The organism is Arthrobacter sp. P2b (assembly GCF_900168295.1).
Taxonomy (GTDB): domain Bacteria; phylum Actinomycetota; class Actinomycetes; order Actinomycetales; family Micrococcaceae; genus Arthrobacter.
Genome location: NZ_FVZL01000025.1, coordinates 1 through 12340, shown reverse-complemented (window position 1 = coordinate 12340; position 12340 = coordinate 1). Strand labels below are relative to the sequence as shown.

The 12340-nt window shown below is 65.7% G+C and carries 13 protein-coding genes; 6 read left to right on the top strand and 7 right to left on the bottom strand.

Features of this window, described 5'->3' with window-relative positions:
* Nucleotides 1-17: 17 nt before the first annotated feature.
* From B5520_RS21120 to B5520_RS21110, 3 genes are read left to right on the top strand one after another with little or no spacing between them, the layout of a single operon-like run.
* On the top strand, nucleotides 18-1355 hold the full coding sequence (locus B5520_RS21120) for a TRAP transporter large permease subunit (protein WP_079599032.1): 1338 nt from the start codon (nucleotides 18-20) through the stop codon (nucleotides 1353-1355).
* 11 nt (nucleotides 1356-1366) lie between these two features.
* Nucleotides 1367-1621, top strand: a complete 255-nt coding sequence (locus tag B5520_RS21115; protein WP_079599031.1) for a hypothetical protein — start codon at nucleotides 1367-1369, stop codon at nucleotides 1619-1621.
* The gene (locus B5520_RS21110; RefSeq protein WP_079599030.1) at nucleotides 1618-2607 is read left to right on the top strand and encodes a cyclase family protein; all 990 of its coding nucleotides are present in this window, start codon (nucleotides 1618-1620) and stop codon (nucleotides 2605-2607) included. The genes B5520_RS21115 and B5520_RS21110 overlap by 4 nt, the downstream gene beginning before the upstream one ends.
* A gap of 46 nt (nucleotides 2608-2653) precedes the next feature.
* Here the strand turns inward: B5520_RS21110 and B5520_RS21105 are convergent, their stop codons facing one another.
* The 4 genes from B5520_RS21105 to B5520_RS21090 form a co-directional block, all read right to left on the bottom strand.
* The gene (locus B5520_RS21105) at nucleotides 2654-3223 is read right to left on the bottom strand and encodes an MOSC domain-containing protein (RefSeq protein WP_079599062.1); all 570 of its coding nucleotides are present in this window, start codon (nucleotides 3221-3223) and stop codon (nucleotides 2654-2656) included.
* A gap of 76 nt (nucleotides 3224-3299) precedes the next feature.
* Nucleotides 3300-5702 (bottom strand): ATP-binding cassette domain-containing protein, encoded by a 2403-nt coding sequence (locus B5520_RS21100; protein WP_079599029.1) that lies wholly within the window; start codon nucleotides 5700-5702, stop codon nucleotides 3300-3302.
* Nucleotides 5703-5774: 72 nt separating this feature from the next.
* Nucleotides 5775-6194 (bottom strand): VOC family protein, encoded by a 420-nt coding sequence (locus B5520_RS21095; RefSeq protein ID WP_079599028.1) that lies wholly within the window; start codon nucleotides 6192-6194, stop codon nucleotides 5775-5777.
* Nucleotides 6191-6571, bottom strand: coding sequence for a helix-turn-helix transcriptional regulator (locus tag B5520_RS21090; protein WP_254865664.1), 381 nt, complete (start codon nucleotides 6569-6571; stop codon nucleotides 6191-6193). Before B5520_RS21090 ends, B5520_RS21095 begins: the two co-directional genes overlap by 4 nt.
* A 197-nt stretch (nucleotides 6572-6768) precedes the next feature.
* Between B5520_RS21090 and B5520_RS21085 the strand changes: the two genes are divergently transcribed.
* Together B5520_RS21085 and B5520_RS21080 are read left to right on the top strand one after the other, a co-directional pair.
* Nucleotides 6769-7347, top strand: coding sequence for a hemerythrin domain-containing protein (locus B5520_RS21085; protein WP_079599026.1), 579 nt, complete (start codon nucleotides 6769-6771; stop codon nucleotides 7345-7347).
* Nucleotides 7348-7356: 9 nt separating this feature from the next.
* Complete coding sequence (locus tag B5520_RS21080; protein ID WP_079599025.1) at nucleotides 7357-7635, top strand: YciI family protein; 279 nt, start codon at nucleotides 7357-7359, stop codon at nucleotides 7633-7635.
* A gap of 627 nt (nucleotides 7636-8262) precedes the next feature.
* Here B5520_RS21080 and B5520_RS21070 read toward each other — a convergent pair.
* Genes B5520_RS21070 through B5520_RS21060 form a run of 3 tightly spaced genes read right to left on the bottom strand, consistent with a single transcriptional unit; the run spans nucleotide 8263 to nucleotide 10854 of the window.
* Complete coding sequence (locus B5520_RS21070) at nucleotides 8263-9432, bottom strand: acetyl-CoA C-acyltransferase (protein ID WP_079599023.1); 1170 nt, start codon at nucleotides 9430-9432, stop codon at nucleotides 8263-8265.
* Nucleotides 9429-10145, bottom strand: a complete 717-nt coding sequence (locus B5520_RS21065; RefSeq protein ID WP_303048448.1) for a CoA transferase subunit B — start codon at nucleotides 10143-10145, stop codon at nucleotides 9429-9431. Before B5520_RS21065 ends, B5520_RS21070 begins: the two co-directional genes overlap by 4 nt.
* Nucleotide 10146: 1 nt before the next feature.
* Nucleotides 10147-10854: a CoA transferase subunit A gene (locus B5520_RS21060; RefSeq protein WP_079599021.1), complete on the bottom strand. Its 708-nt coding sequence runs from the start codon at nucleotides 10852-10854 to the stop codon at nucleotides 10147-10149.
* A 149-nt stretch (nucleotides 10855-11003) separates the two neighbouring features.
* Between B5520_RS21060 and B5520_RS21055 the strand changes: the two genes are divergently transcribed.
* Nucleotides 11004-11771 carry an IclR family transcriptional regulator gene (locus B5520_RS21055; RefSeq protein WP_079599020.1) on the top strand — a complete coding sequence of 256 codons (768 nt, stop codon included), beginning with the start codon at nucleotides 11004-11006 and terminating at the stop codon, nucleotides 11769-11771.
* The last annotated feature ends 569 nt before the right edge of the window (nucleotides 11772-12340 follow it).

Sequence of the window (12340 nt, the reverse complement as noted above, 5' to 3'; positions counted from 1 at the left end):
CCGTCAGGAGCAGCAGCATGATCGGCATCTGGGCACTCGGCGCCTACCTTGCCGTGATCCTGCTGTGGACCACCGTGCTGAAGCGCAGCGTGGGGGAGGCCATGATCCTCGGCTTCCTCGCGGTGCTCCCGTTCACCGGTACGGCAGCGGCCCGGATCGGTTTGGATGCGCTGTACTCCGCCATCACCGACGAGATTGTCTACGCCACCATGGCGTTCGTCTTTATGGGCTACCTGCTGGATAAAACCGGAGTGCTGGACCGGCTGATCGACCTGCTGAACTCACTGATCGGCGGGGTCAAGGGCGGTCCGGCGTGGGTGTCCACGGTGGCGTCGGCGGGATTGGGCAGCGTGGTGCACAACCAGGCCGCCATTGCCGCCACGGTTGGCTCAGTCACCATCCCATGGATGGAGAAATCCAGGCTGGACAAGCCCGCGGCAGCAACCCTTGTGGCCGGCAACGCGGGGATGGGCATCACGTTCCCGTTCAGCGCCTCGATGTTCGTCCTGGTCGGGTCCGCCACCGTCGGGCCCCTCCTGGACATCAACGCACTGGTCCTGCCGCTGCTGTTCGGCGGCCTGTGGTGCTTCCTGCACCGGCTGATCGTCACCTGGCTCCTGATCCGCAAAAGCGGGATGGCGCCGCTCGATGCAGCGCACCGGCTGTCCGTCCCGGCGGCGTTCGGCCGCGGCTGGGCCACGCTGCTGCTGTTCGTTGTGGTGGCCATTCCGCTGGTGATCACCTCCGGCGCCATCGCCAAGGCTCTTTCGGACTGGACCGGGGGAGATGTCACCAAGGCTGTCAGCGTCATTGTGTGGATTCCCGTGGTCCTCATCATCACAGGCCTCCTGCTGGGCCGGAAGAAGCTGCCCAGGGACGGGCGGGCGTGGTGGGCGCTGCTGCAGGACTCCGCGCCGCGCTTCGGGATCGTGGGAGTGACCGTGGTGTTCGCCTTCGCCGGCGCCAACGCGCTGGCAGCCACCGGGCTGCCGCAGCAGATGACGGAACTGCTGAACGGGATGAACCTGCCGCTGTGGCTCCTGGCCATCCTGATCGGACTGATCGTCATCGCCGTGGCCGCACCGCTGTCCGCAACGGCCACCATGGCCGCCGTCGGAACAGTCGGCGTTGCCGCGTTGGTGGCAGCAGGCGTCCCGGCAACCACAGCCGCGGTGGCCGTCTTGGTCTTCTCATCCTGCGAAGCGGCGGTCCCGCCCGGAGGCGCCCCGCTGTACGTGGCGTGCGGAATCGCGGATGTGGACCCCATCAAAACGTTCCTTCGGCTGCTCACCCACTACGCCCTGCCGCTGCTCGGTATCGGCGTCCTGATCATCCTCGGCATCCTGCCCATCTAAGGACTACCACCATGCACACCATCCGAAGGGCCATCGAAGTCCTCTTCGTCCTCACCCTCGCAGCGCTGCTGCTTGGCGGCATTGTGCTCGTGGCCGGGCAGGCCATCGCGCTGGTGGCCGGCCAGGGGCACTGGCTCACACTGCTCAACGACACCATCAAGGCGCCCATGTGCATCGCGGCGTCCATTTGCGCCATCGCAGGGTTCCTGCTCAGCTACAAGCGCCACCAGAACCAGGAACAGCCACAGGAAGCAGGGGCGCGGTGAGTCCTGCCGCCGAAGACGGACACTACCCAACGTTCGCCGGGCTGCTGGAGCGGGAGGGGGCGCTGGCGGGCACCTCCTGGGGGCTTTTTCCGGACGCAACGCGCGGGACGCCGTCGTTCATTACTCCGCAGGCGGTGCTGGAAGCGCGGAACTGCATCCGCACCGGCCGCGCCTTTGGCCTGGACTATCCGGCCGATGCCTTCGATCCCGGAATGTCCCTCAAGCGCGGCGCTCCCCGGCACACCATCTACTCCTCGCACCCTGCCCACCGCGACGACTTCCTGGACGGGTACTACCTTCAGGGGTCCACGCAAATCGACGGGCTGCGGCACCGCCGGGCCGACGACGTGGGCTTCTACAACGGCACGCCGGACCACCGCATCAGCGAGGGCACGCCGGACCTTGGCATCCAGGAATGGGCGGACACCCCCATCGCGGGCAGGGGAGTGCTGCTGGACCTTGCCGGGTACCGGGCCGGGCAGGGTGCTCCCATTGACCATGCCGCGGGCGAACCACTGGGCCTTGACCTGATTGAGGCGGTGCTGGATGCGCAGTCCGTGACTCTCCAGCAGGGCGACATCCTGATGCTCCACATCGGCTGGTGCGAGTGGTTCCTGGGCCTGCCGCAGGAAGACAAGCAGCGGATGCGGGAGGGCCGGCGGACCACCGGCGTTGCCCAGTCGGAGGAGTTTGTCGGATGGGCCTGGGACCACCGGCTGGCGCTCCTCGCGGCGGACAACTTCGCCTTCGAATGCTTGCCTGCGCTGCCTTCCAGCCCGTACCGGGACTCGGCCCCGAATGACCATGGCATGATGCACCAGCAGCTGCTCGCCAAGCTGGGTATGCCGCTGGGGGAGCTGTGGCGCCTGGGACCGCTGGCCCGGCACATGCGCAGTACCGGCCAGTGGGACGCGTTCATCACCATCAAGCCGCTGAACATCACCGGCGGGACCGGCTCACCTGCGAATGCCACAGCACTGATGTGATGCTTGCCTGAACCTGTCCCCAGAGCGTGTCCCCTGCGCGGCGCGGCTACGGCAGCCGGGTAGGCCGCAGGAGGCTCGGGACGCCGGCCTTCCCGGGGTCCAGCGGGACGGGGCTGACCAGCACGGCCGGTCCCCGGTGGAGCAGGCCGCCGGAGAGTGCCTGGCAGCGGATGCCGCCCCGGCCCCGCATCGCCGCGTGGGCGCCCGGGGCCAGCACCTCATTCATCCACGCGCACGGGTGCGCGGGCCGGCCGCCATGGAACTGCACCACGGACCCGCCGGACTCCAGCGCAAAGTCCGCACCCACCAGCGGAGCCAGCTGCGCGCCCCGGAGTATGACGTTCCGCCGGGTGGCCAGCGGATCGAACGGTCCGGCGCCCAGTTCTTCGGCCATGGCTTCCAGGGATTCGACGGCGAACAGGGTCACCGCGGCGTCCATGTGGGCGGCCTTGCCGAAGAAGCGGTCGCCCACAATCCCCTTGCCCGCCACCACCTCAGCCTGCGCGGCGTCAATGGTGGGAACATCCGCAGGCCCGTCCTTCGCCCGGCCGAAGTAGGCGTGCGAGGGGGACACCAGCAGGTGCAGGATCTCGACCCCGTACCGGTAAGTCCCCAGCCGCTCCCTAACCTCGCCAGCTCGGCCAGGGAACCCTGCGGCCGTGGGCCCAGGCTCAACCGGCGAAGGGCCAGGCTCAACCACCGACATAAGCCGCCAGATGCTCGCCGGTCAGTGTGGGCCGTGCCGCCACAAGCTCAGCCGGCGTTCCCTCGAAAACGATCCGGCCGCCGTCGTGACCTGCTCCCGGCCCCAGGTCGATCAGCCAGTCGGCATGGGCCATGACCGCCTGGTGGTGTTCGATGACGATCACCGACTTCCCGGACTCCACCAGCCGGTTCAGCAGGCCGAGCAGGTTCTCCACGTCGGCCAGGTGCAGGCCGGTGGTGGGCTCATCCAGGACGTAGACGTCACCCTTTTCGGCCATCTGGGTGGCGAGCTTGAGCCGCTGGCGCTCGCCGCCGGACAGGGTGGTCAGCGGCTGGCCCAGACTCAGGTAGCCGAGGCCGACGTCGTCCAGCCGCTTGAGGATGGTCCGCGCAGGAGGGGTCTTGGCCTCGCCCTCGGCGAAGAAGGCGGCGGCTTCCGTCACGGACATGTCCAGCACTTCGGCGATGTTGCGTCCGCCGAGCGTGTATTCCAGGACGGCGGCCTGGAAGCGGCGGCCCTCGCAGTCCTCGCACGGGGATTCGACGGTTGCCATCACGCCCAGCTCGGTGAAGATAACGCCGGCGCCGTTGCAGGTGGGGCAGGCGCCCTCGGAGTTTGAACTGAAGAGCGACGCCTTGGCGCCGGTCGCCTTGGCAAATGCCTTGCGGATGGGCTCAAGCAGGCCGGTGTAGGTGGCCGGGTTGCTGCGCCGGGACCCCTTGATGGCGCCCTGGTCAATCACCACCACGCCCTCGCGCTTGGCCACCGAGCCGTGGATCAGCGAACTCTTGCCCGAGCCGGCCACGCCTGTCACCACGCAGAGGACGCCCAGCGGAATGTCGACGTCGACGCCCTGGAGGTTGTGCATGGAGGCCCCGCGCACCTCGAGTGCCCCGGTCGCCTTCCGGACGGTCTCCTTGAGGGAGGCGCGGTCCCCGAGGTGCCGGCCGGTGATGGTGTCGCTGGCCCGGAGGTCCTCCACGGTGCCCTCGAAGCAGACCGTGCCGCCGGCGCTGCCGGCGCCCGGTCCGAGGTCGACGACGTGGTCGGCGATGGCGATGGTCTCCGGCTTGTGCTCGACCACCAGGACGGTGTTGCCCTTGTCCCGCAGCTGGAGCAGCAGCTGGTTCATCCGCTCGATGTCGTGCGGGTGGAGCCCGATGGTGGGTTCGTCGAAGACGTAGGTGACGTCGGTGAGCGAGGATCCCAGGTGCCGGATCATCTTGGTGCGCTGCGCCTCGCCGCCGGAGAGGGTGCCGGCCGGCCGGTCCAGGCTGAGGTAGCCCAGGCCGATGTCGGAGAACGAGTCGAGCAGGTGCTGGAGTCCTTTAAGGAGGGGAGCCACCGTGGCGTCCTTGAGCCCGCGGACCCACTCGGCGAGGTCGCTGATTTGCATCTGGCACAGCTCGGCGATGTTCTTGCCGTTGATTTTCGAGGACAGTGCTTCCTTGGTCAGCCGCGTCCCCTCGCATTCGGGGCAAAGCTGGAACGTGACGGCCCGCTCCACGAAGCGGCGGACGTGCGGCTGCATGGCCTCCACGTCCTTGGACAGCATGGACTTCTGAATCTTCGGGATGATGCCCTCGAAGGTGAGGTTGACGCCCTCCACCTTGATCTTGGTGGGCTCCGCGTAGAGCATCGTGTCCAGCTGCTCGGCGGTGAATTTGGCGATGGGCTTGTCCATCGGCAGGCCCATCCCCTCGAACAGCCGGCCGTACCAGCCGTCCATGGAGTAGCCCGGAACTGTCAGCGCGCCCTCGTTCAGGGACTTGCCGTCGTCGTACAGCGCCGTGCGGTCGATGTCGCTGACGTTGCCCATGCCCTCGCACCGCGGGCACATGCCGCCGAGGTAGACCGCCTGGCTGACCACGGCCTTTTCCACCCGGCCGCCCTTGTCCGTGGACATCACGCCGCTGGCTTTGCGGGTGGGGACGTTGAAGGAGTAGGCCGTGGGCGGGCCGACGTAGGGGGTGCCGAGGCGGCTGAAGAGGATGCGCAGCATGGCGTTGGCGTCGGTGGCGGTGCCCACGGTGGACCGCGGGTTGGCGCCCATGCGTTCCTGGTCAACGATGATGGCCGTCGTCAGGCCTTCGAGGAAGTCCACCTCGGGCCGGGCGAGGCTCGGCATGAAGCCCTGGACGAAGGCGCTGTAGGTTTCGTTGATCATCCGTTGCGATTCGGCGGCGATGGTGGCGAACACCAGCGAGCTCTTCCCGGAGCCGGAGACGCCCGTGAACACGGTCAGCCGGCGTTTGGGCAGTTCGACGCTGATGTCCTTGAGGTTGTTTTCCCGCGCGCCCTGCACGCGGATCAGGTCGTGGGTGTCGGCGACATGCGTGCTGTCCGAGGGCCTGCTGGCGCTGGTGGCCGTATCCGTGTCCGTGCTCATCGGGTCTCCATCTGTCGTGCGGCGCGAAGGAGGCTGCGCTCGCAGCCTCCTTCGGCGTCGCTGGTTTTCAGCCTACGGCTGCTGGTTGATGCGGACGGTGTTGCCGGCCGGGTCCCGGAAGGCGCAGTCGCGGATGCCGTAGGGCTGGTCGATGGGTTCCTGGACGACGTCGGCCCCGCTCGCCTCAACCTGGGCGAAGGCGGCGTCCACGTCGGGGGAGGAGAGGACCACCGTTGCGTAGGTGCCCTTGGCCATCATTTCGGCGATGGTCCGGCGTTCGTCATCGGTGACGCCGGGGTCCGCGGCGGGCGGGTACAGGACGATGGAGACGTCCTTCTGGCCGGCCGGGCCCACGGTGATCCAGCGCATGGTGCCGCGGCCCACGTCGTTGCGGACTTCGAAGCCGAGGGCGTCGCGGTAGAACGCCATGGAGGCATCCGGATCGGTGTGCGGAAGGAAACTTGAGCTGATGGTGATGTCCATGGCAGTCATGCTAGTTGCGGCTCCGGGGCGGGCGCTTCTCGATTCCTGACCGGTCTTGACACCTGCTTTTCGACGCACGCGGGGATGCCCGCCGTCGCGCGTTCCGCCTCCTGTTTATAGGCGCTGGGCGGCATGCCGACCAGTTCGCTGAACCGCGTGCTGAAGGTTCCCAGCGAGGAACAGCCGACGGCGAAGCACACCTCCGTGACGGAAAGGTCGCCTTTGCGGAGCAGCGCCATGGCACGTTCGATGCGCCGGGTCATGAGGTAGCTGTAGGGCGATTCGCCGTAGGCGAGCTTGAAGCGGCGGCTGAAGTGGCCCGCGGACATGTGGACGTCCTTCGCGAGGGATTCGACGTCCAGGGGCTGCGCGTACTCCCGGTCCATCCTGTCCTTGACGCGGCGGAGCTGGGTCAGTTCGCGCAGGTAGGGGTCTGTGGGGGTCACACCTCAGATCGTGCTACCTGGCCGGGAAGATGTCCAGATGCAAGGCACTGTTGGCCTCTTTATCCCGCTGTTTGCGCGTGGTACTTTGACCGTCCCACCCCGCTTATAAGGAAGCGATCCAAGGAGGAGGCCAAGTCATGAGTGATACCCATTCTGCCGGTGCGAACGTGGACGTCGTGGACATCCTGACGGCTGATCACCGGGAGATGATCGGACTGATCGCGCAGATCCACGCCGCGCCGGATGGAACCCAGCGCCGGGACCTGGCGGACACCCTGATCGCGGAAGTCATGCGCCATGCCGTGGCGGAGGAGATGTTCGTGTACCCCGCCATCGAGGACCACGTGCCCAACGGTAAAGAGGAAGTGGAGCACGACAAGAAGGAGCACGACGACATCGTCAAGCTCATGAAGCAGCTTGAGAAGGCCGAGCCGTCAGATTCCTCTTTTATGGACCTGGTGCGTGAGCTCGAGGGACAGCTGACGCATCACGCGGGTGACGAGGAATCCGAACAGTTCCCGAAGCTGCGCCAGCACATTCCCCGGGAGAAGCTTGTGGAGATGGGCGAGAAGGTGGAGAAGGCGAAAAAGCTGGCGCCCACCCGGCCGCACCCCAGCGCGCCGCACTCGGAGCTTTTCCACAAGACGGTGGGAGCGGGCGTGGGCATGGTGGACCGGCTGCTGGACAAGCTCACCGGCCGGAAGACAGGCTCCTAGGACCGCCGGATGGAGTGCGTTGTCCTGTACAGCCTGAGCGAGGGCACTGACCGCTCGCACGTTTTCGAGACGTACCCGCGCCATCAGGCCTACTTCGAAGCCTTCCATGCCGACGGCGGCGGGCTGATCGCACTGGGTCCGTTCCTGGCTGACGATCCGGCGGGCGCCTCGATGGGGATCTTTTCTTCGCGGGCGGAAGCGGAACGGTTTATTGGCGGGGATCCGTTTGTGGTGGAGGGCCTGGCCCAGCCGCGGATCCTTGAGTGGGACGCGGTGCGGTTCGATTAAGGAGTTGTTGTTCCTCTGGCTCTGTCAGGTTGGGGCTAGGACCTTCCATCGGGGGTGTCTAGAAAGGGTGCTTTCGACCCTATTCTGACGGGTTTTTGGTGGTTGCCTGACGTCAGGTTGGGGTGTACTTCATCACTGACGGGAGTGGTTGCCGGCATTAGTACTCCCTTGCCCCGGCTGGCGCAGTCCTCGAGAGCAGTATCGGGATGCTGACACACTTTCTGCCACGCTGCCACCCGGATAGAGGTGGAAGCCCGGCGCTGGCCCCGACTTTCGGGTTGCGTTAGTTGCGAGTCCGCGCCAGCGCCGGGAGTCATGAATTTTTGATTATTGATCCCCAGGTGCGGTCCTGACAGGATCGACGAGCGTATGGTATCCGTCGACGTGATGAAATAATTTCCGACCGCCCGCGTGCTCGAGTAGCAGCCACATGACGCTGCCGTCCGCCGAAATGGCGTCTACCGTTCCCCTGTGCCGCTCCTCGGCCAAGGGGCCGAGAAGCAACACAGTGTCACCAGCTATGAGTTCGCACCAGTTCGCCACCACCGATCGCTGGTAGCCGTACTGGGTCGGCCTGTTTACTTGCTCAGGCATGAGCTTGGTGCTTGTCGTCATCGGGTGCAGTCCCTAGAGCGACCTGAGAACTACCGCGGATCCCTGTCCGCCGCCGCCGCAGATGCCCGCGGCGCCCAGTTGACCTGATCCAAGCTCGGCAAGTTGGCGCGCGAGTGTTCCGACAATACGGGCACCTGAGGCTCCGATGGGGTGGCCGAGGGCGATCGCACCGCCACGGGTGTTGACGATATCGGGGCTGATTCCGAGTGTGCGGACCGACTGGACGGCAACGGCGGCGAACGCCTCGTTGATCTCGACGGCGGCCAGGTCTTCTACTCCGGAGTTGACCTTCTTGAGTGCGGCCAGGATGGCGTTGGCGGGCTGGTCGTGCAGCCGCACGTCCGGCCCGGCCACGAATGCGTGGGATTCCACCGCAGCGATGGGGGACAGGCCCAGCCGTGCCGCAGCTGCCGGGCTCACTAGAACCAATGCGGCGGCGCCGTCTGTGATTTGTGAGGAGTTCCCGGCGGTGATGGTCCCTTCCTTGCTGAAGGCCGGACGCAGGGCCGCGAGTGACTCGGTGGTCGTCCCGTTCCGAACTCCGTCGTCAGCAGCAACCACGCTGTCTCCGCGGCGGGAGGTGATGGTGTAGGGGGCGATTTCTTCGGCACGGTAGGAGGCGTGTGCCTCGGCACGCTGGTGCGAGGCCGCTGCCCATGCATCCTGGCTTGCCCGGTCCAGACCGTAGTCGGTATTGCCGTCCTCGGTGGAGCTACCCATCGATCGGCGTTCGAAGGCGTCGGTAAGGCCGTCGAATTCCAGTGTGTCCACGACCTGCATCGCCCCGTACTTTTGTCCCGCCCTGGCGTTGAACACGTGGGGAGCCAAGGACATGGACTCCTGGCCCAGCGCAACAACGATGTCTGCCTCACCGCTGTCGATCAGCCGTGCGGCCGAAGCGACGGCTTCCATGCCCGAGAGGCACACTGCATTGAGTGTTATTGCCGGGACGCTGAGGGGGATTCCTGCCGCTACGGCAGACTGTCGGGCGGGGTTTTGGCCCGCTCCGCCCTGCAGGACGTGTCCGGCGATCACTCGTTGGACTTCCTGCGGATTTACGCCCGCACGGCTAAGCGCTGCGGTGACCGCGTGCGAGCCGAGGGCTGTGGCCGGGATGGAGGCGAATTGTCCGTTGAACCGGGTAAACGGTGTCCGGGCATAGCCGGCGATCAGGGCGCTCATGCGTCGGCCCCCACGGCCTCGGAGGCGGGGTTAGCGGTGTCGGCGTGCCCGAGTACCTCGGAATCACCGGAGGCCAACTCGGGGGCAACGGTGAAAGCTGCTCCGGTCTGTGTGCGAAGTTCTTCGACAGTATGCCCGGGGGCGATTTGGCGCAGGACAAGGGCGCCGTCCACTACATCGAAGACTGCACAGTCGCTGATGATGCGGTTGACAACGCCAACACCGGTCAGCGGAAGGTCGCATTCGGCGACGATCTTCGGGGTACCGTCTTTTGCCACGTGGTCGGTGACTACGATCACGCGCGGGGTGCCGGCGACAAGGTCCATGGCACCGCCCATACCCTTGACGAGCTTTCCTGGAATGGTCCAGTTGGCCAGGTCTCCTGCCCCGGACACCTGCAGGGCTCCGAGGATGGCGGTCTGTACGTGTCCGCCCCGGATCATGCCGAAGGAGACTGCGGAGTCAAAAAAGCTGCCGCCCGGCAGGACTGTGACGGTCTGTTTGCCGGCGTTGATAAGGTCCGCGTCCTCTTCGCCTTCGTAGGGGAAGGGGCCCATGCCCAGCAGGCCGTTCTCGCTTTGGAGAGTAACGCGGACGCCCTCGGGCAGGTGGTTGGCCACCAGGGTCGGGATTCCGATGCCCAGGTTCACATACTGGCCGTCTTCGAGTTCGCTGGCGGCGATGGCCGCCATTTCATCACGGGTCCACATGATTTCATACCTCCGCGCGGACCCGTACGGTCCGCTGTTCGATGTCTTTGATCGGGTTGGCGACGGGCACCACTCGCTGTACGAAGACCCCTGGTGTGGTTACGTCCTCGGGGTCTAGGTAACCGTCGATTACTTCTTCAGCTTCGGCGATGGTCATTCGGCCGGCCGCTGCGACCAGGGGGTTGAAGTTGCGTGCGGTCATTCTGTAGCGGAGGTTGCCTTCGCGGTCCGCCTGGTGGGCACGGACCAGGGCGATGTCTGCGACGATGCCGCGTTCGAGGATGCAACGCCTGCCATCGAATTCGGCTTCAGGTTTACCCTCCGCGATTGGCGTGCCAACGCCAGTGGGAGTGTAGAAGGCGGGGATGCCTGCTCCGCCGGCGCGCAGACGCTCCGCGAGGGTTCCCTGCGGAACGAATTCAACATCGAGCGCGCCTGCCAGGTATTGCTCTGCAAAGAGCTTGTTTTCCCCAACGTAGGAAGCCAGAACCTTGCTCACCTGCTGGTTCTCCAGCAGCAGGCCCAGTCCCTTGCCGTCCACGCCCATGTTGTTGGATACGACTGTCAGGTTACGCGCACCGCTGTCGCGTACGGCCTCGATGAGGTCCCGGGGGATGCCGCTGAGGCCGAATCCCCCGACGGCGAGGACCATTCCGTCCTGGATGGTTCCGGCCAGTGCCTCTGCGGCGCTGTCCCACAGTTTTGATGCCATCTTGTTTCCTATCCGTCCACTATATGATCTGTGTGAGGTTCGTCATGAACCGTAGCTTCTGCGCGTTGCTGGGGTCAACGTAAATGAATCGTTGACGGGATATTGGTCGCCTTATGGTCAGACGAGTGCAAAGCGTCCATAATGTAGACATGAGTGAAACGCTTCCAGGCGCCCAAGTCGTCGGCCGCATCGGTCAGGTTCTCCGAGCCGTCAGCGGGGCCATGCCCCGGGGAATCGGGACGACGGAGGTTGCCCGCGCCACCGGGTTGGCGCGCCCCACGGCCCATCGGTTGCTGTCATCTTTGGCGGTCGAGGGGTTTGTGGACCATGATTCCAAGGCGGGCCGCTGGCACTTGGGGCCTGAGCTCTACCTGATGGGGTCCATCGCCGCAGAGCGCTATGACATCACCGAGCTGGCCCGGGACCACGTCCGGGCACTTGCTGAAGAAACCGGGGAGAGCGCCTTCCTGTCGGCCCGGCGCGGCGATGAAACTGTCTGCGTGCTGCGCCAGGACGGCAGCTTCCCGATCCGTTCCTTCGTTCTGTACGAGGGGAAGCGCTTCCCTCTCGGCGTTGCCTCCGCGGGCCTGGTTATCCTCTCGTTCCTGCCACCGGATGCCGCCGAGCGCTACCTTGCCCGCGCGAATCTCGAAGAACACTTTGGCCCGGAACACGCTGCGGACCTCATCCGCCAACGCATCGAAGAGACCCGCGCGGTTGGATATTCAACCAATCCCGGGCTCCTCGTTCACGGCAGTTGGGGTATGGGAGCGGCAGTGTTCGACGCAGCCGGGCAGCCCGCGTGGGCTTTGAGCATCACCGGTATCGAGTCCCGCTTCTCCGCCGAACGACGCCCAGACCTAGGGTGCTTACTGCTGCGCCACGCCCACGCCCTATCCGAGAAGATCAAACGCTAATCCCCTTCGCTGCCCTCTGGCGTGAGGGTGCAGGGGGCGGATTCCCGCTGGAGGTTATCCCGTGTCCGGTGCCCGCAGGGGCTGACGACAAAGCGCCGCCGTGAATTGGTGGCCCCCGCGGCGCTTCAATCCTTAGTTATGTGCCACGGCAGCTGCGTCGGAAGCCGCGGCGGCGTCGCTTTTCCTGCTGCCGGCATTCATGATGAGACCCGCAGCAAACTCGGAGATCCAACCAAGGCAGGCACCCATAACAAACGCCAGCGACGTGCTGAGAAGGTCGAGGTTGTTCCCGAAGTATGCGCGGTGGGTTTCTTACGCCCCGCCTGAAGGGCTCGCTGCACGGGCTGCTGTTGCTCCCCGTATTTGCCATCCGTCCTCGCGGCGGTATGTTCGTTCACCTCTCCCGTAGGAGAGCTTGAGCCGGATATTGCTTTGATCCGAATCCAGGTCTTCGATTACTCCACGGGCAACCACTAGCCTCGATTTTTCATGATGGCCGGTGAGGGGCGCTGGTGTGTGGCGCCGGGTTGCTCTGCGGTTGTTTTCTGTTTTCGGGCAGCCGGGTGTGG

Coding starts and splice junctions, on each gene's coding strand:
- B5520_RS21120 (WP_079599032.1), top strand. CDS start 18: ATGATCGGCATCTGGGCACTCGGCGCCTACCTTGCCGTGATCCTGCTG.
- B5520_RS21115 (WP_079599031.1), top strand. CDS start 1,367: ATGCACACCATCCGAAGGGCCATCGAAGTCCTCTTCGTCCTCACCCTC.
- B5520_RS21070 (WP_079599023.1), bottom strand. CDS start 9,432: ATGAGCGCCCTGATCGCCGGCTATGCCCGGACACCGTTTACCCGGTTC.
- B5520_RS21085 (WP_079599026.1), top strand. CDS start 6,769: ATGAGTGATACCCATTCTGCCGGTGCGAACGTGGACGTCGTGGACATC.
- B5520_RS21060 (WP_079599021.1), bottom strand. CDS start 10,854: ATGGCATCAAAACTGTGGGACAGCGCCGCAGAGGCACTGGCCGGAACC.
- B5520_RS21055 (WP_079599020.1), top strand. CDS start 11,004: ATGAGTGAAACGCTTCCAGGCGCCCAAGTCGTCGGCCGCATCGGTCAG.
- B5520_RS21090 (WP_254865664.1), bottom strand. CDS start 6,571: ATGGACCGGGAGTACGCGCAGCCCCTGGACGTCGAATCCCTCGCGAAG.
- B5520_RS21100 (WP_079599029.1), bottom strand. CDS start 5,702: ATGAGCACGGACACGGATACGGCCACCAGCGCCAGCAGGCCCTCGGAC.
- B5520_RS21095 (WP_079599028.1), bottom strand. CDS start 6,194: ATGACTGCCATGGACATCACCATCAGCTCAAGTTTCCTTCCGCACACC.
- B5520_RS21080 (WP_079599025.1), top strand. CDS start 7,357: ATGGAGTGCGTTGTCCTGTACAGCCTGAGCGAGGGCACTGACCGCTCG.